Genomic DNA, 24,226 nt, shown 5'->3' with positions numbered 1-24,226 from the left:
CTGGCCACATCGGCTGTGTTTGCCAGTAAACTCCCTCCCCTTTAGCCGCCATCATTCCCCCCGCGGCCATCACCTTATTTCCTACGGAGTACGCCTTGCGTCTGTTTCACACCTCCGACTGGCACCTTGGGCAGAACCTGCACGGCCAGGAGCGCGACTTTGAGCACGCCTGTTTCCTCGAATGGCTGTTGCGCCAGCTGAAGCTGGACCAGCCCGATGTGCTGCTGATCGCCGGCGATATCTTTGACACCGTCAACCCGCCGGTCAAAGCCCAGGAGCGCCTCTACGATTTCATCGTCAGCGCCCATGAGCAGCAACCTTTGCTGACCATCGTGATGATCGCCGGCAACCACGATTCCGGCTCGCGGATCGAACTGCCCGCGCCGTTGATGCGGCGTTTGCGTACTCACGCCCTCGGTCGTGTGCTGTGGCTCGATGACGGCCAACTGGACGCTGAACGCCTGCTGCTGCCGCTGCCCGACGCCTCCGGCGAAATTGCCGGTTGGTGCCTGGCGCTGCCGTTCCTGCGCCCCGCTGAAGTCACCGGCGCACAGTTGGGCGACAACTACTTGCGCGGCATCGGCCAGGTGCATGAATGGCTGATCGAAGCAGCCAACGCCAAACGCAAGCCGGGCCAGGCGCTGATTGCCATCAGCCATGCGCACATGGCCGGCGGTTCGGTCTCGGAGGATTCCGAACGCAGCCTGATCATCGGCAACGCCGAGGCCCTGCCCGCCAGTCTGTTCGGGCCGAGCATCAGTTACGTTGCCCTTGGCCATCTGCACAAGCCGCAGAAGGTCAATGGCGAAGAGCGCATCCGCTACAGCGGCTCGCCCATTCCGCTGTCGTTCTCCGAGATCGGCTATCAGCATCAGATCCTCGACATCACGCTCGACGGCGAAACCCTGGTCAGCGTCGAGCCCAAGCTGATTCCCCGCGCCGTCAACCTGCAACGCATCGGCCCGGCGCCGTTTGCGGACATCCTCCTGCAACTGGCCGACCTGCCGAATATCGATCTGCTGGCCGACATCCAGCGCCAGCCGTGGCTGGAAGTGCGGGTGCGTCTCGATGAGCCGCAACCCGACTTGCGCCACCAGGTTGAAACTGCCCTGCAAGGCAAAGCCGTGCGCCTGGTGCGTATCGCCGCCGAATACGCCGGCAATGGCAGCCGCGATGGCGTCGATGACAACACCGCGTTGGTCGAACTGGATCAGCTCACGCCGCAGGAGCTGTTCAGCCGCGCGTGGCAGGACAGCTATGGCAGCGAGGTCGATGAGCAAACGCTGAAGGACTTTGCCGAGTTGTTGCAAGACGTGCAGATGGAGAGCGAACAGCCATGAAAATCCTCGCGATCCGCCTGAAAAACCTCGCCTCCCTGGCCGGGCCGTTTGAAATCGACTTTACCGCTGAACCGCTGGCCAGTGCCGGTCTGTTCGCGATTACGGGGCCGACCGGTGCCGGCAAAAGCACACTGCTTGATGCCTTGTGCCTGGCGCTGTTTGGCGCCGTGCCGCGCCTGAGCAATGCTCAAGTGTCCGCTAAAGCGCCGGACGCCGACGGTGAGATCAGCACCGGCGACCCGCGCACGCTGCTGCGTCGCGGCACGGGTGAAGGCTATGCCGAAGTTGATTTCGTGGGCATCGATGGCCGCCGCTACCGTGCGCGCTGGGAAGCCAATCGCGCACGGGAAAAGGCCGGTGGCAAGCTGCAAGCCAGTCGTCAGAGTTTGCGCGACATCGATCAGGACCAACTGCTGGCGAGCCAGAAAGTCGAGTTCAAAACCCAACTCGAAGCCGTACTGGGCCTGAACTTCGAGCAGTTCACCCGCGCCGTGTTGCTCGCCCAGAGTGAGTTCAGTGCGTTCCTCAAGGCCAATGACAACGAACGCAGCGAACTGCTGGAAAAGCTCACCGACACCGCGCTCTACACCCAACTCGGGCGCCGCGCGTTCGACAAGACCAAAGAAGCACGCGAAGCCCACAAGCTGTTGCAGGACCAGGCCACGGGCGTGACGCCACTGTCGCCCGAAGCCCGGGCCGAGCTGGATGAACGCTTTAATGAGGCGCAGCAACAGCTGAAGACTCAACAGGCGCAGCTCAAACAACTTGAGTTGCAGCACACCTGGCTCAAGGAGTTGCGTCAACTACAGGACGAACAGCAGAGCGCCGCCGAGCAACTGACCGGTGCCCAGCAACATTGGGACGGTCTTGCCGACCAACGCTTGAAGCTGACGCGCCTGGAGCAACTGGCCCCGCAACGCCATCAATTTGCGCGAACAACCGAACTCACCACGCAGCTCACGCCGCTGGCAGCGCAGATCCAGCAGCACATCGAGCAGCAAACCGCGCTGAACGAACGGCAAGCACAACTCGAGGCCAGTCTGAGCGCTGCGCAGGCTGCACTGGTCGAGGCGCAAAGCCAACACACCGCCAATGCACCGTTGCTGCGACAGGCCTTTGAAGAACAGAGCACCCTCGCCCGCCTGGTCAAGGAAACCGCCACCAGCGCCGACCTCAAGCAACACGCCGAACAGGCCTGCGCTCAAGGGCAGAACACCATTCAAGGCCTGCTTGAGCAACAGCAGCAAGTGGCCGTGCGCCTGCAACGGATGGCCGGGGAGCTGGAGCAGAGCGCTCACCTTGCGCCGTTGAGCGATGCGTGGAATGCCTACCGCGATCGCCTGCAGCAACTGATGTTGATCGGCAATCGTTTGAACAAAGGCCAGGCGGAACTGACCGCCCTGGAGCAAAACGCTACCCGCGCCAGCGAAGAACTGACCGCGCAAAAGCAACAGCTGGAAGTGCTCTATAAAGAGGCCGGCGCCGAGCCTGAAGCGGTGGCCGAACAGATTCAGTTGCTCGGCACCCTGTTGCAGGACAACCGCAAACAACTCCGTGCGTTCGAGGAGCTGACAAGGCTGTGGGCCAGTCAGCAAGACCTGGACAAGCGCAGCGCCGAACTGCACCAGCGCCAACTCACGGCCCAGCAGGCGCGTGATCGCCTGACGCAGGACGGTGTGAAGGCCAAGAATGAATTGGCGGTCGCCGAACAGACCCTGAGCGTCACCCGCGAACTGCTGGAGCGTCAGCGTCTGGCCCGCAGCGCCAGTGTCGAAGAGTTGCGCGGGCAGTTGCAGGACGATCAACCGTGCCCGGTGTGTGGCAGCGCTGACCATCCTTATCATCAGCCCGAAGCGCTGTTGCAAAGCCTCGGTCGGCATGATGAAAGCGAACAGGCCAACGCGCAGAAAGCCGTCGATCTGTTGAAGGAAAAACTCACCGACTTGCGCGGCGAAGTGGGTGGTTTGATTGCTCAGCAAAAAGAGCTGCTGCAACAGCAAGAACAGCTCGTGACACAACAGCAGGGCCTGACACCAAGCCTCGAAGCGCACCCGCTGTCAGCCCAACTGCTGGCCCAGGACGCCGTCAAGCGTGACGCATGGCTGGCCCAGCAAAACAGCCAGTTGAACCAAAGCATCACGCAAGACGAACAACGCCAAGCCGCCCTGCTCACCCTGCAACAGGACGCCGCGCGCCTACAGCAGCAACTGCGCAACGCGGAGTCGGCCAGCCAGCAGGCCACTCAACACCTGGTCAACCAGCAACGCGAGTTGAGCAGTGATCGCCAGCGTCTGGATGAGGAACTGACTGCGTTCAGCACCTTGCTGCCGGCAGACACCCTGCAAGCCTTGCGCAACGAACCTGCCGCGACGTTCATGCAACTCGACCGGCAGATCGCCCAACGCCTGGAGCAACTCGACCAGCAGCGCGACGAGCTGAGCGAGCAGCAGCAACGCCAGCAGACGCTGGAGAAAGAACAGGACCGCCAACTGACACGCGTCCAGCAACTGGACGCGACTCAGCAGCAGTTCAACGCGCTCGCCGAGCAGCAACAGGCTTGCCAGCACAAACTATCGCAATTGTTGGGCGAGCACCGCAGCGCCGAGCACTGGCTGGAGCAATTGGACAAGGCCGTCGAACAGGCCCGTCATGCCCAAACCTCGGCCTCTCAGGAACTGCAAAGTGTGCTCACGCGCCTGGTGCAATTGGCCGCCGAGCTCAAGGCACAGCAAGATCGCTCACTGGCGTTGGAAGCCGAAAACCGTGAGTTGGCGGGCAAGATTGCCGACTGGCGCGCCCAGCACCCGGAACTGGACGACGCCGGCCTGGAAACCCTGCTGAGCGTCGACGATCAGCAGGTCAGTGAACTGCGCAAACACTTGCAGCACAGTGAAAAAGCCATTGAGCAGGCCAAGGTGCGCGTGCAGGAACGCGATCAGCGCCTGCTCAATCATCAGGCGCAACACAATGGCAACCTCGACGCCGAGCAATTGGCCACGGCCCTCACCGACCTGCAAAACCTGTTTGCCGCCAGCGAACACCGCTGCGCCGAACTGCGCGCCGAACAGGCCGAGGATCAGCGCCGGCAGAACGCCAATCAGGCCCTGGCCCAGCAGATCGCCGATGCTTACACCGAGTTCCAGCGCTGGGCACGCCTGAATGCGTTGATCGGTTCGGCCACCGGCGATACCTTCCGCAAAATCGCCCAGGCCTACAACCTTGATCTGCTGGTGCATCACGCCAACGTGCAGTTGCGCCAACTGGTGCGCCGTTATCGGTTGAAGCGCGGCGGTAGCATGCTGGGGTTGCTGGTGATGGACACCGAGATGGGCGATGAACTGCGCTCGGTGCATTCGCTGTCCGGCGGCGAGACATTCCTGGTGTCGCTGGCGCTGGCCCTGGGTCTGGCGTCGATGGCGTCGAGCACGCTGAAAATCGAGTCGCTGTTCATCGACGAAGGCTTCGGCAGCCTCGATCCGGAGTCCCTGCAATTGGCCATGGACGCGCTCGACGGCTTGCAAGCCCAGGGCCGCAAGGTGGCGGTGATTTCCCACGTTCAGGAAATGCACGAACGGATTCCGGTGCAGATTCAGGTCCATCGCCAGGGCAATGGCTTGAGCACCCTGGAGGTGAAATGAATACGCTGTATTCCTTCCGCCGCTGCCCCTACGCCATGCGCGCCCGCATGGCGCTGCGCTACGCGGGGGTCGCGGTGAACATTGTCGAAGTCAGCCTCAAGGCCAAACCCGCCGAGATGCTCGCCCTGTCGAGCAAAGGCACGGTGCCGGTGCTGGACGCGGATGGCCGGGTCATCGATGAAAGCCTGGCGATCATGCATTGGGCGTTGGCGCAGAACGATCCGCAAGACTGGTTGCTCAACGAGGATGCCGCCGGACAAGCGCGCATCGCCGCCCTGATCGAGACGAACGATCAGGCGTTCAAGGTGCATCTGAATCGCTACAAATACGCCGAACGCTACCCCGAGCAACCGATGGCGGTTTATCGGGCCGAAGGTGAGGCGTTTTTGCGCACGCTTGACGCATTGCTGGAGGGTCGCGATTACTTGCTGGCGGACCATCCAAGCCTGGCAGATGTCGCCTTGATGCCGTTCGTGCGCCAATTCGCCCACGTCGATCGCGAGTGGTTCGCGCAGACGCCATACGTGCGGCTGCAGGCCTGGTTGCAGCGGTTTCTGGAGTCAGACCTGTTTACCGGCGTGATGCACAAGTAACCCCCTGTAGCAGCTGGCGCAGCCTGCGTCCGGCTGCGTAGCAGTCGTAAATCCTGCTTGCTCGGTTTGTCTGATACACCGCAAGTGCTGATTTTACGACTGCTGCGCAGCCGGACGCAGGCTGCGCCAGCTGCTACAGGATCGCGTTGTCTGGGGGATTCAGGCGAACACTTCACACATCTGCAACACCGAGCAGTCCACCTGGAACGGCCCGAAGAAATCGACCTGGCGTTTGATCGGCGGATTGCCGGCCAGCAGCCCCATGGCCTTTTGCGTTTCGATGTTGCGAGAGAGGTCGTGTTTGGCCTCGATCGAGCGTGCCACGGAACCTACTGAGCCCTGCCCTATTCCCAGTAACGAAAATCCATTGGTGATGAAGGCCAGGAAGGCAATCACCCAGAGATTGCGCCCTTTCATGCCCCGACCACTCCCGCCAGCTCTGCGTGTTCAACCCCTGCGTTTTGCGCACGGTGTTCGAACTGGATGGCGGGATAAGCGACCTGAATCGGCGCGTCGGTGGTGTAGTGCGATTGAGCCGAGAGGCTGAAGACCAACACCATCGCCACGTAAAGACCGATGGCCAGGTAGGCGCCGTGTTTGGCAGAAGTGAGGATTGAACGGGCCATGGTGATCTCCGTGGGCATGTGTCGATGCGCACAGAATCAATCAAAAAAGCCGTAGCAACCACTCAGGGTTATCCATAGTGACCATCAGCTTCGTTGATCATTAAACCCGTCTATTTCAGTCTTCGATAAAACTCATCAAGCGCTCACGGGCCGCATCCGGCTCGTCTGGAACGGGCTGGGCAGTCGAAGAAATGGGGGCGGAATAGAGGAAAAGAAGAACCACTGCCAGACGCATCGCCATGCTATCGATCCCTTGTTTTTAGAATTGGACTGAAAAAGGCAGCGTCCAATCTAAACATATGGCCATGTGATATCAAGGCGCACGTTAATGGCAATGTGATGCTGTCGTAAACGCGCTATGCAGGAGCGACATCACTCAGGTTTCTCGAAGCTGTTCAGCTTGATCGACGTCAGTGACTTCGCTCCTGCATAAAAGGTGCAGGGCTGAAATTTCAGTGTTGGGTTTTGTGATCCAGGGCGGCGTAGAAGTTGGCGCTCTGTTGCAGGTATTTCTGGGTGTAGCTCTGGGCGTGGGATTTTTTGTCGCTGATTTCAACGTTGGCACTGGCTGGCAGCGCAACGGAGGCAGAGATGGCAGAAGCGGCGATAACGGAGAAGAGATTGAAGTTCATGGCGGTATTCCTCGTGTTCAGTTGGCTTGCTTGCCCGGTGGGGCCGTGAAGCAAACTTAACCTTCGAGGCTCGGCATCTTGAAATGCTTTGTAGCATTAGCAGATATCAGCAGCATTAATAGAAGGATGCAGGCCCCTTGAACCGGGGCCTGCGGCCTATTGACGCAGCAGGAACTTGAGATCGCTGGGTGCGTCCATCGGCAATTTCTGCACGGTTTTACCCAGCAAACCGGTCTTGGCATCGCGTTCGACGACGACAATCTGGTTGCTTTTCTGATTGGCAATCAACACGAAATGGCCACTGGGATCGAGGCTGAACTCACGCGGATGATCACCTTCCACTGAGCGACGTTGCAGTTCCTTCAGGTGGCCGGTCGCAGGGTCGATGGCGAATACCAGCAGCTGATTGGCGGTGCCACGGTTGCTGACATAGAGGAATTTGCCATCCGCCGAAGCATGCAGCGCCGCGGCTGCTTTATCGGACACAGGCTGGCCGGCCGCCAGGTCGATCATTTGTGTTTGCTCAAGTGTGCCGTCCTTGTAATCGAACACGGCCACCTGCGCACTCATCTCCATGGTCAGCCAAGCGTGCTTGCCATCGGCACTGAACAGCAAATGACGCGGCCCACTGCCCGGCGGCAACGGCACGAACGCAGGCGTTGCAGGCGTTAATGGCAGGTCCGGATTGGCTTTGGGGTCGAAGCGGTAAACAAAGAGCTTGTCTGCCCCCAGGTCATTGGAGAACACGTAGTGGCCGTCCGGCGAGGAGACGGTCGAATGCACGTGAGCCGACAGCTGCCGCTCGGGATTGACCCGACTCGCGGGATGACTGCTCATCTGCACCACCGGTTTCAGCGTGCCATCAGCGCCCACCGGCAACACCGCGAGCGTGCCGCCTGGATCTTCAGCTACCGAGTAGTTGCTGACAAACAAATGACTGGCATCACCGCTGAGGCTTGAATGCGTCGGCTCATTGCCCAGGCTTTGCACCTGATTGATCAGGCTCAGCGCATGGGTCTTGGGATCGATCGCAAAACTGCTGACGCGCCCGACCGGGTCTTTCTGCCCCGGGCCGTTTTCGTTGACCACGAACAGGTGACGCTGATCCTTGGCCAGGGTCAGCCACGAAGGGTTTTCGCTGTTGACCACTTGCAGTGGCCGGGCGTTGATCTGCCCGGTCGAGCTGTCGAAGTTCAGGCGATAAATCCCCTGGCTCTGCCCGGCCGTGTAGGAACCGACGAGCAACTGATAGCCGTCGGTCGAGGCGGCTTGAACGCCCATCGCGCCGATACTGCCGGCCATCAACAGGGGCCAGAGATTACGCATCCTCCGGCTCATCATCGTCGTCATGACCACCAATAGCGGTCAAGCACACCAGGCGGTGCTCGCCGGAATCACCAGTGATCACCCAGCTTTGCAGGGTCGGATCGAAGGTTGCCGCCTGAACCTGCGCCGGAGTGAACTCCCAATGCTTGGCCGCTCGGCCGTCCATGCATTCGATGTGCAGGTTGTCGTCTTCATAGAGGGCAAATTCGAATGCGTGCAACCCGTCGATTTCCACCATGTCGCAGTGTTCGAGGGTTTCAAGCAAGGTGTCGGTTACGGCAGTCATGGCGATCAATCTTTAAATGGGAAAAACGCAATGATAGCTCAAAGCGCGGGCAGCCCAGTGCCGACCGCAAAACGCCGGCTCAACACAGAACAAATGTGGGAGCGGGCTTGCCCGCGATTACGATTTAACATTCAACATCAATGCTGGCTGTCAGTCCGCCATCGCGGGCAAGCCCGCTCCCACAGGGGGGGAACGATCAGCTACAGCGCTTCCCGGGACGGTTGCCCATCCACCAACCGCTGGATACGCAGCGGATTGCCATTCTTCAGCGGCTCCGGCAACAGGCTGTCCGGGTAGTTCTGGAAGCACACCGGGCGCAGAAAACGGTCGATCGCCAAGGTGCCCACCGACGTGCCGCGCGCATCCGACGTTGCCGGGTACGGCCCGCCGTGGACCATCGCATCGCAGACTTCCACACCGGTCGGATAACCGTTGAGCAGAATCCGTCCGACCTTTTGCTCCAGCAGCGCCGTCAACTCGCCGAACTGTTCAAAGTCCGCCGGGTCGCCAATGATCGTCGCCGTCAGTTGCCCATGGAGCCCCTTCAGCGCTGTGTTGAGTTGCGCCTGATCAGCCACTTCCACCACCACCGTGGTCGGGCCGAACACTTCTTCCTGCAAGACTTCGTCGCCGCTGATCAACAGGCTGGCGTCAGCCTTGAACAGTTGTGGCTGAGCTTGCTTGCCCTGTTGCGAGCTGCCCGCCAGATGGGTGATACCGGGGTGAGCGTTAAGTTTTTCCAGACCCTGGCCATAGCTGCTCAAGGTTCCGGCATTGAGCATGGTTTGCGCCGGCTGATCGTTGATCATCCAGGCAACTTGCTGCACGAACGCACTGAACTGCGGCGAACGAATGCCGATCACCAGCCCCGGATTGGTACAGAACTGACCACAGCCTTGAACCACCGATGCCGTCAGGTCACGGGCGATGGTTTGCGCCCGGGCTTCCAGCGCCTGTGGCAAAACGATCACCGGGTTGATGCTCGACATCTCGGCGAATACCGGGATGGGTTGCGCACGCGCGGCGGCCATGTCGCACAAGGCGCGACCGCCCTTCAGCGAGCCGGTAAAGCCCACCGCTTGAATCACCGGATGCTTGACCAGCGCTGCGCCGACCCCGCCCCCGTAGATCATGTTGAACACACCGGCCGGCATGCCGGTTTTTTCCGCGGCGCGCAGTATCGCGTCAGCCACCCATTCGGCGGTGGCCATGTGACCGCCATGCGCCTTGAACACCACCGGGCAACCCGCCGCCAGGGCCGAGGCGGTGTCGCCGCCAGCCGTCGAAAACGCCAAGGGAAAGTTGCTGGCACCAAACACTGCGACCGGGCCGACGCCGATGCGGTATTGGCGCAGGTCCGGGCGAGGCAACGGTGTGCGCTCGGGCAACGCCTTGTCGATTCGCGCAGCGTAAAAATCACCACGGCGCAGCACTTTGGCGAACAACCGCATCTGGCCACTGGTGCGACCGCGTTCGCCCTGGATTCGCCCGACGGGCAGCGCGGTTTCACGACAGACCACGGCGACAAAGTCATCGCCGAGGGCATCGAGTTCATCGGCGATGGCGTCCAGAAACTGCGCCCGTCGCTCGGCACTCAAGCTGCGAAAGACCGGATACGCGGCGCCGGCAGCCGTGGCGGCGGCATCCACTTCTTGCTCGGTGGCCTGATAAAACTCATGAGGCAAGGTCTCGCCCGTGGTGGCGTCGACGCTCTGGAGTTTGACGGTGCCCGTCGCACTGCGCAGACCGCCGATGTAGTTGTGACCAAGGATCTGGGTCATAGGGATCTCCTTAAAGGCTGCCAACGGTGCCGGGTTCAAATGCCGCTTCAACCGGCGCAATGCCGTTGATCAGCGGTGCGCCGAATTCGGCCTGGCTGATTTCGAATACATCACCCGGTCGGGTGCGGATGCCATCGGCAAACGACAGCGTCGCGGTGCCGAAGAAATGAATGTGCACGTCCCCCGGGCGCAGGAACTGGCTGTATTTGAAATGGTGGTACTCAAGGTTTTCCAGGCTATGGCACATGTTGGCTTCGCCGCTGAGAAACTCGTTCTGCCACAGCACTTCACCGTCACGCAGGATGCGGCTGGTGCCGGCCAAGTGTGGCGGCAAATCACCGACGCGAAGTTCCGGACCATAACTGCAACTGCGCAATTTGGAGTGCGCCAGGTACAGGTAATTTTTTCGCTCCATAACGTGATCGGAGAACTCGTTACCGACCGCAAACCCAAGGCGATAAGGCTTGCCATCGTGGCCGATGACGTAGAGGCCGGCGAGTTCCGGCTCTTCGCCCGCGTCTTCGGCGAAGGGCGGCAGCGGGAACGGCTTGCCCGGCCGAACGACGATGCTGCCGTCGCCCTTGTAGAACCATTCCGGTTGCACACCGGCCTGCCCTGCTTGCGGTTTTCCGCCTTCCACGCCCCATTTGAAGATGCGCATGGTGTCGGTCATGGCCGCTTCGTCACCGGCGTGTTGATGCATCTTGTCCCGGGCCGAAGCGCTGCCCAAGTGGGTCAGGCCCGTACCGCTGACCAGCATGTGTGCCGCGTCCGGGTGATCCAGTGGCGGCAGGATACGCAACGTGGCCAGCAACTCGGCGTAGTCGTGGCTGATGCCCAGGCCGAGGACTTTCACCTGTTGCGCCAGATCAGTGCCCGCCTCAATTGCTGCCAACGCCAGGTCGCGGACTGTGTGCGCATCCTGCACTTCACGCACCAGACCGCCCTCGACGACGCCGACGCGACGCTCGCCGTTACTCAATTCGAACTGAACCAAACGCATGGTTTTCTCCTGTAAACAATTCTTCAAAACACCGCTAACCCCCTGTAGGAGCAAAGCTTGCTCGCGATTGGGGCCTGACAGATGACATCGATGCTGAATGTTCTGCCGCCATCGCGAGCAAGCTCTGCTCCTACAGGTTTTGTGTCAGGAACGGGTTGCGCCGCGCGCACTGGCGGCAAACTGATCAGCCGGCAGCACATGCTTGCGCTCCAGCAACCGATAGACCACGCCGGTCAGCACCAACCCGAACACCATCACGCAGGACAGGAAATACAGCCCCGACGCGAGGTTGCCGGTGTACTCCTTCAGCGCACCGATCACGAACGGACCGATGTAACCGCCAAGGTTGCCCACCGAGTTGATCAAGGCGATCCCGGCCGCGGCACTGGCCCCGGCAAAGAATCGGCCCGGCAAGGTCCAGAACACCGCCGTGCAGGAAAACAGCGCAAACGCCACCAGACACAGCGCCGCCAGTTGCAACACCGGGACGGTCAGCCAGGCACTGAGGAACAGGCCGATGGCGCCCAGTACGTACAGGACGGCCAAGTGACCGTAACGGTCATTCAAACGGTCGGAGCTGCGCGGAATGATCAGCAAACCGACGATGCCGAAGATGTACGGCACTGCTGAAACGAAACCGGTGACGAGGTCACTGCCACCGAACTGTTTGATCAGCGTCGGTAACCACAGGCCCAGGCCATAAATGCTCAACGTCACCGGAAGATAAAACAGCGCCAGCAGCAACACACGTTTGTCCTTGAGCGCGTGCAGCGGATTGCCGTGACGGGTCTGGCCGTATTCCTCAAGGTCCTTTTTCAACTCGCCGGACAACCAGTCCTTCTCGGCCTGGTCCATCCATTTCACTTGTTGCGGACCATCAGGCAGGTAACGCAGTACCGGCCAGGTCAGCAGGATCGCCGGTGTACCGATGACGATGAACAACCACTGCCAACCGTGCAAACCGAGCGTCCCGTCCATACCGAGCAAGCCACCGGACACCGGCCCGGTGACCATCATCGCGATGGGTTGGGAAAGGATGAACAGACCGAGGATCTTGCCGCGATGGCGAATCGGGAACCACTGCGTGATGTAGTACAGAACGCCCGGGAAGAAGCCGGCTTCCGCCGCACCGAGCAGAAAGCGCATCACGTAAAAGCTCTGCGGTCCCTGTACGAACGCCATGCCGATGGTGATCGCGCCCCAGGTAATCATGATCCGCGCGAACCAGCGACGTGCACCGAAGCGATCGAGCATCAGGTTGCTGGGGATTTCAAACAGGAAATAACCAATGAAGAACAGCCCGGCACCTAGACCGTAAGCGGCGTCGCCGAGGCCGATGTCGGCGCCCATGTGCAGCTTGGCGAAGCCTACGGCGGAGCGATCCACATAGGCGATCAGGTACAGCAGGATCAGGAAGGGAATCAGTTTCAGCGTGATGCGGCGGATAAGCCGCAGTTCCTGGCTCATGAGATCGGTCTCCGATTGTTGTTGTTATAGAACCTCGGGGGCCGCCTCTCGCCAAAAATCACCAGGGCCAACCCTCCGTTGAAATCGACTATATAGTATTACTATTTACTCAACAACACTTCCAAACCGGCGAATTTGCGCTTATGTTACGCCGTAGCCGCAACAATATAGTCATACAATAAGAGAATCGATCATGTCTGATAAGAAACCCACCCTGCGCTCCGCCCAATGGTTTGGCACCGCCGACAAGAACGGCTTCATGTACCGCAGCTGGATGAAGAATCAGGGCATCGCCGACCACCAGTTCCAGGGCAAGCCAATCATCGGCATCTGCAATACCTGGTCGGAATTGACCCCGTGCAACGCGCACTTCCGCCAGATCGCGGAGCACGTTAAGCGTGGGGTGATCGAGGCCGGTGGCTGGCCGGTTGAATTCCCGGTGTTCTCCAATGGCGAATCCAACTTGCGCCCGACCGCCATGTTCACCCGCAACCTGACGAGCATGGACGTCGAAGAAGCGATTCGCGGCAACCCGATCGATGGCGTGGTACTGCTGACCGGTTGCGACAAAACCACCCCGGCATTGTTGATGGGCGCAGCGAGTTGCGACGTGCCGGCGATTGTCGTCACCGGCGGTCCGATGCTCAACGGCAAGCACAAGGGCCAGGACATTGGCTCCGGCACGGTGGTCTGGCAGCTCAGCGAACAAGTGAAAGCCGGCACCATCACCCTCGACGACTTCCTCGCGGCCGAGGGCGGCATGTCCCGCTCGGCGGGCACCTGCAACACCATGGGCACGGCATCGACCATGGCCTGCATGGCCGAAGCACTGGGCACTTCCCTGCCCCACAACGCGGCGATTCCGGCGGTTGATTCTCGACGTTATGTGTTGGCGCACATGTCCGGCATGCGTGCTGTGGAGATGGTTCGCGAAGACTTGAAGCTGTCGAAAATCCTCACTAAAGAAGCTTTCGAAAACGCCATCCGCGTCAACGCCGCCATCGGCGGTTCGACCAACGCGGTGATCCATTTGAAAGCCATCGCCGGCCGCATCGGCGTCGACCTGGAACTGGACGACTGGACCCGCATCGGTCGCGGCATGCCGACCATCGTCGACCTGCAACCGTCCGGGCGCTTCCTGATGGAAGAGTTCTACTACGCAGGCGGCCTGCCCGCCGTGCTGCGCCGTCTCGGTGAAGCCAACCTGATCCCGCATCCGAATGCCTTGACCGTCAACGGCAAGACCCTCGGCGAGAACACCAAAGACGCACCAATTTACGGCCAGGACGAGGTGATCCGCACCCTCGACAACCCGATCCGCGCCGACGGCGGCATCTGCGTGTTGCGCGGCAACCTGGCGCCACTGGGTGCGGTGCTCAAGCCGTCCGCAGCCACGGCAGAATTGATGCAGCATCGCGGGCGCGCGGTGGTGTTTGAAAACTTCGACATGTACAAGGCGCGGATCAACGATCCGGAGCTCGACGTCGACGCCAACTCGATTCTGGTCATGAAAAACTGCGGCCCCAAGGGTTATCCGGGCATGGCTGAAGTCGGCAACATGGGTTTGCCGGCCAAGCTGCTGGCGCAAGGCGTGACCGACATGGTGCGCATTTCCGATGCGCGCATGAGTGGCACCGCGTATGGCACCGTGGTGTTGCACGTCGCGCCGGAAGCGGCGGCAGGCGGGCCGTTGGCCGCGGTGAAAGAAGGTGACTGGATTGAGCTGGACTGTGCCAGCGGGCGTTTGCACCTGGATATTCCGGATGCTGAACTGGCGGCGCGGATGGCGGACCTGCAACCACCGCAACAGATGATCCTTGGCGGATATCGTCAGTTGTACATCGACCATGTGCTGCAGGCGGATCAGGGTTGCGACTTTGACTTCCTGGTGGGCTGCCGCGGGGCTGAAGTGCCGCGCCACTCTCACTGATCACCACGATCCAAATGTGGGAGCGGGCTTGCTCGCGAATACGGTTGTGCATTCAACATTGATGTTGTCTGACACACCGCTTTCGCGAGCAAGCCCGCTCCCACATTTGACCTCCACCCGACTCAAGATCCCGTCGCGCCTGCTATCATGCGCGACACCTCCATCGCACAGGATCGCGCCGTTCCCCATGGATTACCGCAAACCCTCCGACCGTAAAAGCATGCACTCGCGCATTGTCCAGGAGCTGGGCATGCAGATCGTTTCCGGGCGCTTCAAACCGGACGACAAACTGCCCGCCGAAGCCCTGCTGTGTGAGGAGTACGCGGTCAGCCGCCCGGTACTGCGAGAGGCCACCCGAGTATTGGTCGCCAAAGGCCTGGTGTATTCGCGTCCACGCGTCGGCACTGTGGTCAAGCCGCGCAAAGACTGGCACATGCTCGACCCCGACGTGCTGCATTGGCTGATGCAGAGCAGCCCGCAGAATCAATTTTTCGACCTGCTGACCAGTGTTCGCGCCATCATCGAACCCGCTGCAGCTGCCCTCGCCGCGCAGTTCGCGACCGATGCGGACATCGCCTCCATCGGTGAAGCCTACCAACGCATGGAAGCCGCCCCGACTCCGGAAGCACTGCTGCAACCCGATCTGGATTTCCACAGCCGAATCGCCGACGCCACCCACAACGATCTGTTGGCCAACCTGTGCAACATGCTGTCAGTTGCGATTGCCGAAGCGTTGAAGCATTCCAACCAGCGGCCGAACCTGCATGAACTGGCGCTGCCCCGGCACAAGGCAATCCTCACCGCCATCGAGAATCGCGATGCGCTCGGCGCACGGCACGCGACGCTGGTGCAGCTCGATGATGCGCGTAGTGCGTTGAATGTGGTGCTAGGCAGCGATCCCTCATAATCACCACAAATCCAATGTGGGAGCGGGCTTGCTCGCGAATGCGGTTCATCATTCAATATTGATATCGACTGATACGCCGCCCTCGCGAGCAAGCCCGCTCCCACAAGGGGTTAGTGTTGAATTCGGGATGTAAAAAAGCCGCAACCAAGGTTGCGGCTTTTTTATTTCAGGCAAGGATCAGTGAGCGAACAGCGAGTTGCCCTTCTGCCCGGCCAGTTTCTCCGGTTTGATCAGGAAACGGGCCAGCGCAGGCAGCAGCCACAGCGCACCGAACATGTTCCAGAGCAGCATGAAGGTCAGCATCAGGCCCATGTCAGCCTGGAACTTGATGGCCGAGAAGATCCAGGTGCACACACCGATGGCCAGGCACAAACCGGTGAACAGCACGGCTTTACCGGTGGACTTGAGCGTCTGGTAATAGGCTTCCTGCAACGGCAGGCCGGCACGCAGGAAACTTTCCAGGCGGCTGTAGATGTAGATGCCGTAGTCCACGCCAATCCCCACACCCAGCGCCACCACCGGCAGGGTCGCGACTTTCACGCCGATGCCCATGAAGGCCATCAGGGCGTTGCCAAGTACCGACGTCAACACCAGAGGCAAGACGATGCACAAGGTCGCCGCCCACGAGCGGAAGGTGATCATGCACATGGTCGCAACGCAGATGTAGACGAGGATCAGGATGGTCAGCTCGGACTCCTTGATCACCTCGTTGGTGGCCGCTTCGATCCCTGCGTTACCGGCGGCGAGGATGAATTCCAGGCCGTCCTTGTTGTTCTCCTTGGCGAAGTCCTGCACCGCATGGACGGCGCGATCAAGGGTCGCCGCCTTGTGATCGTTGAGGAACACCAGCACGGGTGCCAGGGAGCAGCTGTTGTTGTACAGGCCATCGGCACGGGCGATGGAGTTGTTCAACACGTCCGGGTTACGCGACAGGGTTTCCCATTTCAGGTTGCCCTCGTTCATGCCCTTGATCATCTGCTTGGACACGGTCACCAGAGAGATCGCCGACTGCACGCCCTCGGTGTTCTGCATCTTCCACATCAGCTCGTCGATGGGCCTCATGGCTTCGTAGCGTGAGCAGCCTTCAGCCTTGGTCTTGACCATCACCACCAACACGTCGGAACTGGTGGAGTAGTTGCTGATGATGAAGTTGTTGTCCTTGTTGTAGCGCGAATCCGGACGCAGTTCAGGTGCGCCCTGATCGAGGTCACCGATTTTCAGGTTCTGGCTGTACCAGAGGCCGCCACCAAAGGCCAGCAAGGCCAGCACGATGGACACCGGCGCAACTTTCGGGCTGGCAAAGTTCGACAGCAGGCGCCAGAACGGGTGCTCGCGGTGTGCGTCTTTCTTGCTACGTTCAACGGCGCGCTTGCTGATACCGACGTAGGAAATCGCCACCGGCAGCAGGATCAGGTTGGTAAACACGATCACCGCCACGCCGATGGACGCGCCGATGGCTAGTTCACGAATCACACCGATATCAATGATCAGCAGCGTGATGAAACCCACCGCATCCGCAAGGATCGCGATCATCCCCGGCAGGAACAGTTGACGGAACGTGCGTCGCGCAGCGGTCAGCGCGTTGTCGGCCTCGCTGGATTGCAAGGCAATACCGTTGATCTTCTGTACGCCGTGGGAAATACCAATGGCGAAGATCAGGAACGGCACCAGCATCGAATACGGGTCAAGCCCGAAGCCGAAGAAGTGCATCAACCCAAGCTGCCAGACCACCGCCACCAGCGTGGTACTGAGTACCGCCACGGTGCTGCGCATGCAGTTGGTGAACCAGTAGAGCAGGATCAGCGTGATGATGAAGGCAACGCCAAAGAACATCACCACCATGACCAGGCCATCGATCAGATCGCCGACTTTCTTGGCGAAACCGACGATGTGGACCTGCACGTTAGGGTTCTGCTTTTCAAACTTGTCGCGGATCTTTTCTTCCAGCTGGTGGGAGAACTGACGGTAGTCCAGTGCCAGCAACTTGCCCTGGTCCTGCGGGTCCGGGTAGGACTCCAGCAGCGGGATATCGACAATGCTCGATTTGAAGTCGTTGGCCACCAGACGCCCGACTTGTCCGGACTTGAGGACGTTGTTTCGCAGCAGATCAAGGCTTTGCTGCGACCCGTTATAGCTCTGCGGGATCACTTCACCACCGGCGAAGCCCTCCTCTGTCACCTCGGTCCAGCGCACGCTCGGACTCCACAGCGACTTGAGGCCGGAACGGTCGACGCCGGAAATGTAGAACACCTCGTCGTTGATCTGACGCAGGGTCTCCATGTATTCCTTGGAGAAGATGTCGCCGTCAGTGGCTTCTACGGAAATTCGTACCGTGTTGCCCAGGTTCGCCAGATCGTTGCGGTGCTCCATCATCTTTTGAATGAAGGGATGCTCCAGCGGGATCATTTTTTCGAAACTGGTGGATGGCCGGATCAGCGTCGCCTGCCAGAACAGGAAAATGCTGACCAACAGGCAGATCGTGATCACTGCCGGGCGGTTGTTGAAAATCAGGCGCTCAAGAAACGTCGCCTTGTCTTGGTGATGACTTGTCATGGATGTCATAGCTCCGCCCTTCTTATTATTTGCCCAGCTCTGAGCCGGTTGGCGAAGTAGCGCGAACGCCGCCCTGTCCTGCCAGAATCAGATTACCGTTGCCCGCCGCCGTGACTGCCGAAACGGAAATGCGATCCGGACGGTTGAACACGCTGAAGGTTTCGCCGTTGTCGTTGCTGCGGATCACCGAGCCGCCGTTGCCGACGATCACGATGGAGCCGTCGTCGAGCAGCGTTGCGCCGGACAACCCGAACTCCAGCGCGCCGCGAGCGGCTTTCAGCTCAACCTGTTCCCAGGTGCTGCCGAAATCCGTGGAGCGGTAGAGATTGCCGCGCAGGCCGTAAGCCAGCAGCGTATTGGCTTGCGCCGTACCGATCACGCCGAACAGCGAGCCTTGGTACGGGCCTTCAAGTTTTTCCCAGGTCTGGCCCCAATCGGCGGAGCGGAACATGCTGCCCTGTTCGCCTACGATGAACAGCCCGGCATCTTTTACAGATGCGATGCCATTGAGGTGGTACTGGTCTTCGTTATCCAGGCGGTCACTGGCGTCTTCCCAGTGTTTGCCGCCGTCGGTGGTTTCCAGCAGTGCGCCATACGCGCCCACGGCAAAGCCGCTGTTGACGTCCTTGAACCAGACGTCGAGCAATGGCGCTTCGCGTTTCAAATCTTCGAATTGCTTGGTCCAGGTGACGCCGCCGTCCTCGCTGGCGAGGATCTGTGCGTCATGACCGACGGCCCAACCGTGTTTGTCATCGACGAAAAACACCGACGTCAGCAGTGCGCGGGTCGGCACCTTGGCTTGAGCCCAGGTCGCGCCCTGGTCATCGGAATACAAAATATGCCCACGATCCCCGACCGCCACCAGGCGCTTGCCGGCGTGGACGACATCGAGCATCAGGCTTTTGGCAGCCTTGGCCGATTCGATGGCATATACGGTATCGGATGCTGGCGCTGCGGCGGCCAGCACTGGTGCCGACAACACGGCACAGCCCAACAGCGAGAGCGCTGTAGCCAGCAACGCGATTTTGCGTAATGCCGGCGGGCGGCAGATACCCACACCCATGACAGGCTCACTCATAGACCTTCCCCCATTATTATTGTTAGGTCATTCAACCTTTCAGGGCGCCGTAAGGGAGCTTGTTGCGATTGGCTGTTTTGGAGTTGAGTCCTGAAACGCGCAATCTAGAGCCCCTTCGGAAGCTGGCTTATCCTATCGGGGTTTGGAAAGGTCTGACAATCGACGCCACGTTATGTTTTGTTAACCTGAGATACATGTGGTTTGGCTGAATGATTGGCTATTAGGTGGGGTGATTGGCCTTTCTTTGGTTAGTGCTCGGAGTACATATCCGTTTCTGCGGTAACGGCTTCTGGCGGTTTCGCTCTTACAGCGACTCACTTTTCCAGACGCCGAAAAGTAAGCAAAAGGCTTCGCCCCGGCGTACGGCACTTCGCTAAAGCTCAGTGTTCCCTCGCTCCGGTATCCATCAGGGGGCATCGCCTACGGTCTGCTTCGCGACGACCTCCTCTCGATGTGTGCGGCTTCGCCGCACGGCGCTACGCGCCTAACCCCCTGATGAACATCTACGCTCGGCCTGCCGAAGGGGCGAAAGATCAAAAGCAGATCAAGATCAAGATCAAAAGCCAAAACCAAAGCCAAAGCCAAAGCCAAAGCCAAAGCCAAAGCCAAAAGCCAAAAGCCAAAAGCCAAAAGCCAAAAGCCAAAAGCCAAAAGCCAAAAGCATCGCGGGCAGGCTCGCTCCTACAATTGGACCGGGGGTCGTCTGTTAGAGACTGGTCTGCCGGCAGGTCGCCATCGCGGGCAAGCCCGGCTCCCACAGGGAATGTGTACACCGGCAAGAGATCGGTCGGCTGTCAGGCCGCCATCGCGGGCAAGCCCGCTCCCACAAAAAGCAAAACACCCCACACCCGCTCTTGCCCCTCACCACTCACCAGGCCGAGCGTTAGCTCGCCTGCAGCTTTTGATCTTGATCCACCCGCCCCTTCGGGAGGCTGAGTGGAGGTGTTCATCCGGGGAGTGGCGCGTAGCGCCGTTCGACGCAGTCGAACACGCTGCATGTAGGTCGAAGCGAAGCCGACCGGAGGGCAGTGTCCCCGGAGGGATACCGGAGCGAAGGAACGCCGAGCCCCAGCGAGGGGCCGGACGCTCGGGGCGAGCCTTTTTTTGCTTACTTTTTTTTGGCGTTTGAAAAAAAAGTGAGTCGCCGTAAGGGCGAAACCCTAAGTGGCCGTTACCGCAGCAACGGATATGTACACAACGAACAAGAACATGGTCGGCCCAAAGGCCGCCACGGCAGAAAAGCCAGCCCCACAGGTTCCGAGTGAACCCGTGGGATCAAAGCCAGCCTCAAGCCAGGCTTTTGCTGACCACTTCAAACACATCGCTGGACAGCTGACCCGAAGCACGAATGCGCTCCAGCTCACCTTTCATCAACGCCTGACGCGCATCGTCATACTTGCGCCAGCGAGTCAGCGGCGCCAACTGGCGTGAAGCGATCTGCGGATTAAACCCGTTCAACTCGATCACCAGATCCGCCAGGAAGCGATACCCGGAACCATCAGCCGCATGGAAGTTGATCAGGTTCTGCCCGGCAAACGCACCGACCAGCGCCCGCACCTTGTTCGGGTTCTTCATGTTGAACGCCGGATGCTGCATCAACTGACGCACCCGCTCCAGACCACCCGGCAACGCACTGCCCGCCTGAACGCTGAACCACTGATCCATGACCAGCGGATTGTCCTTGAAGTGCTCGGCAAAACTCGCCAGCGCCTTGGTTTTCTCTGCTTCAAACGACGAATTGACCAGCACCGCCAACGCCGTCAGGCGCTCGGTCATGTTATCGCTCGCCTCGAACTGCTCAAGCGTCGCCGCCAACACGTGCGGTTTAGCGCTCAACATCAGGTACGACAGCGCAATGTTCTGCAACGCGCGACGAGCGAAGTGCTCGGCCTCGGCCACGTACGGCGTTTTCTTCGACAGCTCGCGATTGGCCTGATAACGCAGCCACAACGCCTCGAACAACCCTTCAGCCAATTGCTTGCGAGCAAACTCACGGGCAATGTGAATCGCATCGACATCAGCCACTTCGCTGATTTCAGTCAGGTACGCCTCACCCGGCAACGAAAGCATTTCCGCGACCATGGCCTGGTCCAGCGTCTCGTCGGACAGCACGGTGCGCAACGCCGACACCAGGCGCTGATCCAGCACCAAGGCTTCGCCGGCCTGGTGTTGGGCGATCAGCTCTTGCAGCACTTGCACCGACAATTGCTGGCCCGCATCCCAGCGGTTGAAGCCGTCGCTGTCATGCTGCATCAGGAACATCAGTTGATCGCGGTTGTACGGGAAGCTCAGTTTGACCGGCGCCGAGAAACCACGCAGCAATGAAGGCAACGGCTGTTCAGCGATGTCGACGAAGGTGAAGGTCTGCTCGGCTTCAGTCACCGAGATCACCCGCGACGTGCCCTGAGCGCTGGCTTCGCCGGACAGGCGCAAGGCAATCGCCGCACCTTTGGCGTCCAGCAGGCCCAATTCCACAGGAATCACGAACGGCAGTTTTTCAACCTTGTCCGGGGTCGCCGGGCAGCTTTGACGGAACGTCAGGCTGTAGGTTTTCGCCGCCGCATCGTACGACTCGCTAACGACCAGACGCGGGGTACCGGCCTGGCTGTACCAGCGCTTGAACTGGGTCAGGTCGACACCGTTGGCGTCTTCCATCGCCTTGATGAAATCGTCGCAGGTCACGGCCTGGCCGTCGTGGCGGTCGAAATACAGGTCGCTGCCCTTACGGAAACCTTCGGCGCCGAGCAAGGTGTGGATCATGCCGACCACTTCCGAGCCCTTTTCGTACACGGTCAGGGTGTAGAAGTTGGAAATTTCGATGAAGCTGTCCGGGCGCACGGCGTGAGCCATGGGGCCTGCGTCTTCGGCGAACTGGTGCGTGCGCAGGTAAGCCACGTCCTGGATGCGCTTGACCGTGGCCGAGTTCATGTCCGAGGAGAACCCGGCATCGCGGAACACGGTAAAGCCTTCTTTGAGCGACAACTGGAACCAGTCGCGGCAGGTCACGCGGTTGCCCGACCAGTTGTGGAAGTATTCGTGGGCGACAATGGCTTCGACGCGCTGGTGCGCGGCGTCGGTTGCGGTTTCGGCGCGGGCCAGCACGGCGCTGGAGTTGAAGATGTTGAGGCCCTTGTTCTCCATGGCGCCCATGTTGAAGTCGTTGACCGCGACAATCATGAAGATGTCCAGGTCGTACTCGCGACCGTACACTTCTTCATCCCAGCGCATCGACTTCTTCAGGCTGTTCATGGCGTGCTGGCACTTGTCGATGTTTTCCGGCTCGACGTAGATACGCAATGCCACGGAACGCTCGGTCATGGTGGTGAAGGTGTCTTCGACGCACCACAAATCACCGGCGACCAGCGCGAACAGGTACGCCGGTTTCATGAACGGGTCTTCCCAGGTCGCCCAGTGCCGGCCGTCTTCGCCGGGACCGCTGGCAATCGGGTTGCCGTTGGACAGCAGCACCGGATAGCTATGCTGCTCGGCGACGACCGTGGTGGTGAACTTGCTCATCACGTCCGGGCGGTCGAGGTAATAAGTGATCTTGCGGAAACCTTCGGCTTCGCACTGGGTGCAGAACATGCCGCTGGATTTATACAAACCTTCAAGCGCGGTGTTGGTTTCCGGGTGGATCTTGACGCTGGTATCGACCGTGAAGGTGGTGCTGGTCGGGTGCAGGGTCAGATGATTTTCCGTCAACTGATAGTCGCTTTCGCTCAGCTCGCGATCAGCCAGGGTCACCGACAGCAGTTCCAGCTGCTGGCCGTCCAGTACCAGCGGCGGCAGGCCCGGGCCGCGCTCGGGATTGCGGCGCATCACCAGTTGCGCATGGACCAGGCTGTGGTCCTCGAACAACTCGAAGGTCAGGTGCGTCTCGTCGATCAGGTACTCGGGCGCCTGATAGTCTTTCAGGTAAATCATCTTCGGTTGTTCGGTGCGCATGCTGGAGTCCTTACTGATGCACGGCGAGCTGATAAGCCGTGTATTTACGAATATTGATCACGCCAGTGTCGAAGATCAGGTATTGGCCCTTGACCCCCAGCAGCGTGCCTTCGGCAATCGGGTTCTTGTCCAGGTTGAAGCTGACGATCTTGGCCGGGTACTGCTCGACCGGATAACGGATCTCGAGCGTTTCTACGTCGGCAATGGTCTGGATCGCTTGCAGGCCAAATCGTTCCTGCAATGTTTTCAGGCCCTCGGCGCAGCTATCAAACAGTTGATCGCGAACCTCGGCCAGGTCCGCCGACGCCGCCTCGCCCTTGAGCAACGCACGCCAGTTGGTTTTGTCCGCCACTTGACTGCGGAACAGGTCTTCGACGAACCCCGACTGCTGACGGGTCGACACGCGCATGATCGGCAACGCCTGACGGGCGCCCTGATCGATCCAGCGGGTCGGCAGTTGGGTAGCGCGGGTAATCCCGACTTTCACCCCCGACGAATTGGACAGGTACACGATGTGATCGGTCATGCAGAACTGTTCGCCCCATGCCGGCTCACGGCAAGTACCAGCGTCGTAATGGCAACGCTCCGGGCTCATGATGCAGAGGTCGCACTGCGCCAGTTTGGTCATGCACGGGTAGCAATACCCTTGGCTGAAACTGGTTTTGGTCTTGCGTCCGCAATGGGTGCAATGAATCGCCCCCAGGTATTCCAGGCGCACGGTAGTGCCGATCAATGGATTGACCGGCACCTCGACATCACCCAGACGCAATGCGTACTGCACGTCGGACCCGTCAAGACGCGCCGACATTTTACTGATTGCACCACGGCCAATCTCGATCAATGGACGGCATCCGATTTGAACAGAATATTGGGTATTTCAATCGATTTGGAGCCGCATTCCTGCACCCCCATGAAGCCCGTCCGCTCTTCTTCGGGCAGGTTCTGGATTTCCCAGGCGATCATCGCTTGCAACGACAGCTCGCGTTGTTCGGCGGTGAGTTTGCCACCGTCGGACCATTTGCCGATTTCCACCGCCAGTTTCAGGCTCTGGTAGATATCGGGGGTGATGTTTTTGATCATTTCGTTAAAAGAGGACATCAGGGTCTCCGCGCGATTGAATA

At 60.0% G+C, this 24,226-nt stretch carries 19 protein-coding genes; 5 read left to right on the top strand and 14 right to left on the bottom strand.

Features of this window, described 5'->3' with window-relative positions; genetic code table 11:
• Window positions 1-95 precede the first annotated feature (95 nt).
• Genes BMS17_RS25840 through BMS17_RS25830 form a run of 3 tightly spaced genes read left to right on the top strand, consistent with a single transcriptional unit; the run spans window position 96 to window position 5,571 of the window.
• A complete protein-coding gene (locus BMS17_RS25840) occupies window positions 96-1,340 on the top strand; it encodes an exonuclease SbcCD subunit D C-terminal domain-containing protein (protein ID WP_077432080.1) in 1,245 nt (414 codons plus the stop codon).
• A complete protein-coding gene (locus tag BMS17_RS25835; RefSeq protein WP_077432079.1) occupies window positions 1,337-4,978 on the top strand; it encodes an AAA family ATPase in 3,642 nt (1,213 codons plus the stop codon). Before BMS17_RS25840 ends, BMS17_RS25835 begins: the two co-directional genes overlap by 4 nt.
• Window positions 4,975-5,571 carry a glutathione S-transferase gene (locus BMS17_RS25830; protein WP_046032145.1) on the top strand — a complete coding sequence of 199 codons (597 nt, stop codon included), beginning with the start codon at window positions 4,975-4,977 and terminating at the stop codon, window positions 5,569-5,571. The genes BMS17_RS25835 and BMS17_RS25830 overlap by 4 nt, the downstream gene beginning before the upstream one ends.
• A gap of 159 nt (window positions 5,572-5,730) precedes the next feature.
• Here BMS17_RS25830 and BMS17_RS25825 read toward each other — a convergent pair whose 3' ends face one another.
• The 9 genes from BMS17_RS25825 to BMS17_RS25790 all read right to left on the bottom strand — a co-directional run bounded on the left by BMS17_RS25825 (window position 5,731) and on the right by BMS17_RS25790 (window position 12,692).
• Complete coding sequence (locus BMS17_RS25825) at window positions 5,731-5,988, bottom strand: hypothetical protein (protein WP_046032144.1); 258 nt, start codon at window positions 5,986-5,988, stop codon at window positions 5,731-5,733.
• Complete coding sequence (locus BMS17_RS25820) at window positions 5,985-6,197, bottom strand: hypothetical protein (protein WP_077432078.1); 213 nt, start codon at window positions 6,195-6,197, stop codon at window positions 5,985-5,987. Before BMS17_RS25820 ends, BMS17_RS25825 begins: the two co-directional genes overlap by 4 nt.
• Window positions 6,198-6,312: 115 nt before the next feature.
• Complete coding sequence (locus BMS17_RS30815) at window positions 6,313-6,438, bottom strand: hypothetical protein (RefSeq protein ID WP_256577230.1); 126 nt, start codon at window positions 6,436-6,438, stop codon at window positions 6,313-6,315.
• Between the two features lie 211 nt (window positions 6,439-6,649).
• The gene (locus BMS17_RS25815) at window positions 6,650-6,829 is read right to left on the bottom strand and encodes a hypothetical protein (protein WP_046032142.1); all 180 of its coding nucleotides are present in this window, start codon (window positions 6,827-6,829) and stop codon (window positions 6,650-6,652) included.
• Between the two features lie 156 nt (window positions 6,830-6,985).
• On the bottom strand, window positions 6,986-8,155 hold the full coding sequence (locus BMS17_RS25810; protein ID WP_077432077.1) for a lactonase family protein: 1,170 nt from the start codon (window positions 8,153-8,155) through the stop codon (window positions 6,986-6,988).
• Window positions 8,148-8,441 carry a DUF5629 family protein gene (locus BMS17_RS25805; RefSeq protein ID WP_077432076.1) on the bottom strand — a complete coding sequence of 98 codons (294 nt, stop codon included), beginning with the start codon at window positions 8,439-8,441 and terminating at the stop codon, window positions 8,148-8,150. The genes BMS17_RS25810 and BMS17_RS25805 overlap by 8 nt, the downstream gene beginning before the upstream one ends.
• A gap of 200 nt (window positions 8,442-8,641) precedes the next feature.
• Window positions 8,642-10,222 (bottom strand): aldehyde dehydrogenase (NADP(+)), encoded by a 1,581-nt coding sequence (locus BMS17_RS25800; RefSeq protein WP_077432075.1) that lies wholly within the window; start codon window positions 10,220-10,222, stop codon window positions 8,642-8,644.
• Between the two features lie 10 nt (window positions 10,223-10,232).
• Entirely contained in the window at window positions 10,233-11,225 is a 993-nt protein-coding gene (araD1, locus tag BMS17_RS25795; RefSeq protein WP_046032138.1) for an AraD1 family protein, read from the bottom strand.
• A gap of 144 nt (window positions 11,226-11,369) precedes the next feature.
• Window positions 11,370-12,692 carry an MFS transporter gene (locus tag BMS17_RS25790; protein ID WP_077432074.1) on the bottom strand — a complete coding sequence of 441 codons (1,323 nt, stop codon included), beginning with the start codon at window positions 12,690-12,692 and terminating at the stop codon, window positions 11,370-11,372.
• Window positions 12,693-12,885: 193 nt separating this feature from the next.
• On the opposite strand from BMS17_RS25790, the gene BMS17_RS25785 reads away from it, so the two are divergent.
• Window positions 12,886-14,622, top strand: a complete 1,737-nt coding sequence (locus BMS17_RS25785) for an IlvD/Edd family dehydratase (protein ID WP_077432073.1) — start codon at window positions 12,886-12,888, stop codon at window positions 14,620-14,622.
• 187 nt (window positions 14,623-14,809) lie between these two features.
• Window positions 14,810-15,529 carry a FadR/GntR family transcriptional regulator gene (locus BMS17_RS25775; protein WP_046032135.1) on the top strand — a complete coding sequence of 240 codons (720 nt, stop codon included), beginning with the start codon at window positions 14,810-14,812 and terminating at the stop codon, window positions 15,527-15,529.
• Window positions 15,530-15,706: 177 nt separating this feature from the next.
• Here BMS17_RS25775 and BMS17_RS25770 read toward each other — a convergent pair whose 3' ends face one another.
• The 5 genes from BMS17_RS25770 to BMS17_RS25745 form a co-directional block, all read right to left on the bottom strand.
• Entirely contained in the window at window positions 15,707-18,082 is a 2,376-nt protein-coding gene (locus tag BMS17_RS25770; RefSeq protein ID WP_046032134.1) for an RND family transporter, read from the bottom strand.
• A gap of 25 nt (window positions 18,083-18,107) precedes the next feature.
• Window positions 18,108-19,160 carry a YCF48-related protein gene (locus tag BMS17_RS25765; protein WP_046032133.1) on the bottom strand — a complete coding sequence of 351 codons (1,053 nt, stop codon included), beginning with the start codon at window positions 19,158-19,160 and terminating at the stop codon, window positions 18,108-18,110.
• A gap of 1,287 nt (window positions 19,161-20,447) precedes the next feature.
• Window positions 20,448-23,105: an aminopeptidase N gene (pepN, locus tag BMS17_RS25755; RefSeq protein ID WP_077432071.1), complete on the bottom strand. Its 2,658-nt coding sequence runs from the start codon at window positions 23,103-23,105 to the stop codon at window positions 20,448-20,450.
• Between the two features lie 10 nt (window positions 23,106-23,115).
• Window positions 23,116-23,946: a DUF2797 domain-containing protein gene (locus BMS17_RS25750; protein WP_046032130.1), complete on the bottom strand. Its 831-nt coding sequence runs from the start codon at window positions 23,944-23,946 to the stop codon at window positions 23,116-23,118.
• Window positions 23,943-24,203 carry a YeaC family protein gene (locus BMS17_RS25745; RefSeq protein WP_046032129.1) on the bottom strand — a complete coding sequence of 87 codons (261 nt, stop codon included), beginning with the start codon at window positions 24,201-24,203 and terminating at the stop codon, window positions 23,943-23,945. The genes BMS17_RS25750 and BMS17_RS25745 overlap by 4 nt, the downstream gene beginning before the upstream one ends.
• Window positions 24,204-24,226 lie beyond the last annotated feature (23 nt).

It is taken from the genome of Pseudomonas sp. C9, from assembly GCF_002000165.1.
Taxonomy (GTDB): domain Bacteria; phylum Pseudomonadota; class Gammaproteobacteria; order Pseudomonadales; family Pseudomonadaceae; genus Aquipseudomonas.
The sequence above is the reverse complement of the archived record's forward strand: the minus strand, read 5'-3'. Positions and strand labels throughout refer to the sequence as shown.

Coding starts and splice junctions, on each gene's coding strand:
- BMS17_RS25835 (WP_077432079.1), top strand. CDS start 1,337: ATGAAAATCCTCGCGATCCGCCTGAAAAACCTCGCCTCCCTGGCCGGG.
- BMS17_RS25830 (WP_046032145.1), top strand. CDS start 4,975: ATGAATACGCTGTATTCCTTCCGCCGCTGCCCCTACGCCATGCGCGCC.
- BMS17_RS25825 (WP_046032144.1), bottom strand. CDS start 5,988: ATGAAAGGGCGCAATCTCTGGGTGATTGCCTTCCTGGCCTTCATCACC.
- BMS17_RS25820 (WP_077432078.1), bottom strand. CDS start 6,197: ATGGCCCGTTCAATCCTCACTTCTGCCAAACACGGCGCCTACCTGGCC.
- BMS17_RS30815 (WP_256577230.1), bottom strand. CDS start 6,438: ATGGCGATGCGTCTGGCAGTGGTTCTTCTTTTCCTCTATTCCGCCCCC.
- BMS17_RS25815 (WP_046032142.1), bottom strand. CDS start 6,829: ATGAACTTCAATCTCTTCTCCGTTATCGCCGCTTCTGCCATCTCTGCC.
- BMS17_RS25810 (WP_077432077.1), bottom strand. CDS start 8,155: ATGCGTAATCTCTGGCCCCTGTTGATGGCCGGCAGTATCGGCGCGATG.
- BMS17_RS25805 (WP_077432076.1), bottom strand. CDS start 8,441: ATGACTGCCGTAACCGACACCTTGCTTGAAACCCTCGAACACTGCGAC.
- BMS17_RS25800 (WP_077432075.1), bottom strand. CDS start 10,222: ATGACCCAGATCCTTGGTCACAACTACATCGGCGGTCTGCGCAGTGCG.
- araD1 (WP_046032138.1), bottom strand. CDS start 11,225: ATGCGTTTGGTTCAGTTCGAATTGAGTAACGGCGAGCGTCGCGTCGGC.
- BMS17_RS25790 (WP_077432074.1), bottom strand. CDS start 12,692: ATGAGCCAGGAACTGCGGCTTATCCGCCGCATCACGCTGAAACTGATT.
- BMS17_RS25785 (WP_077432073.1), top strand. CDS start 12,886: ATGTCTGATAAGAAACCCACCCTGCGCTCCGCCCAATGGTTTGGCACC.
- BMS17_RS25775 (WP_046032135.1), top strand. CDS start 14,810: ATGGATTACCGCAAACCCTCCGACCGTAAAAGCATGCACTCGCGCATT.
- BMS17_RS25770 (WP_046032134.1), bottom strand. CDS start 18,082: ATGACAAGTCATCACCAAGACAAGGCGACGTTTCTTGAGCGCCTGATT.
- BMS17_RS25765 (WP_046032133.1), bottom strand. CDS start 19,160: ATGAGTGAGCCTGTCATGGGTGTGGGTATCTGCCGCCCGCCGGCATTA.
- pepN (WP_077432071.1), bottom strand. CDS start 23,105: ATGCGCACCGAACAACCGAAGATGATTTACCTGAAAGACTATCAGGCG.
- BMS17_RS25745 (WP_046032129.1), bottom strand. CDS start 24,203: ATGTCCTCTTTTAACGAAATGATCAAAAACATCACCCCCGATATCTAC.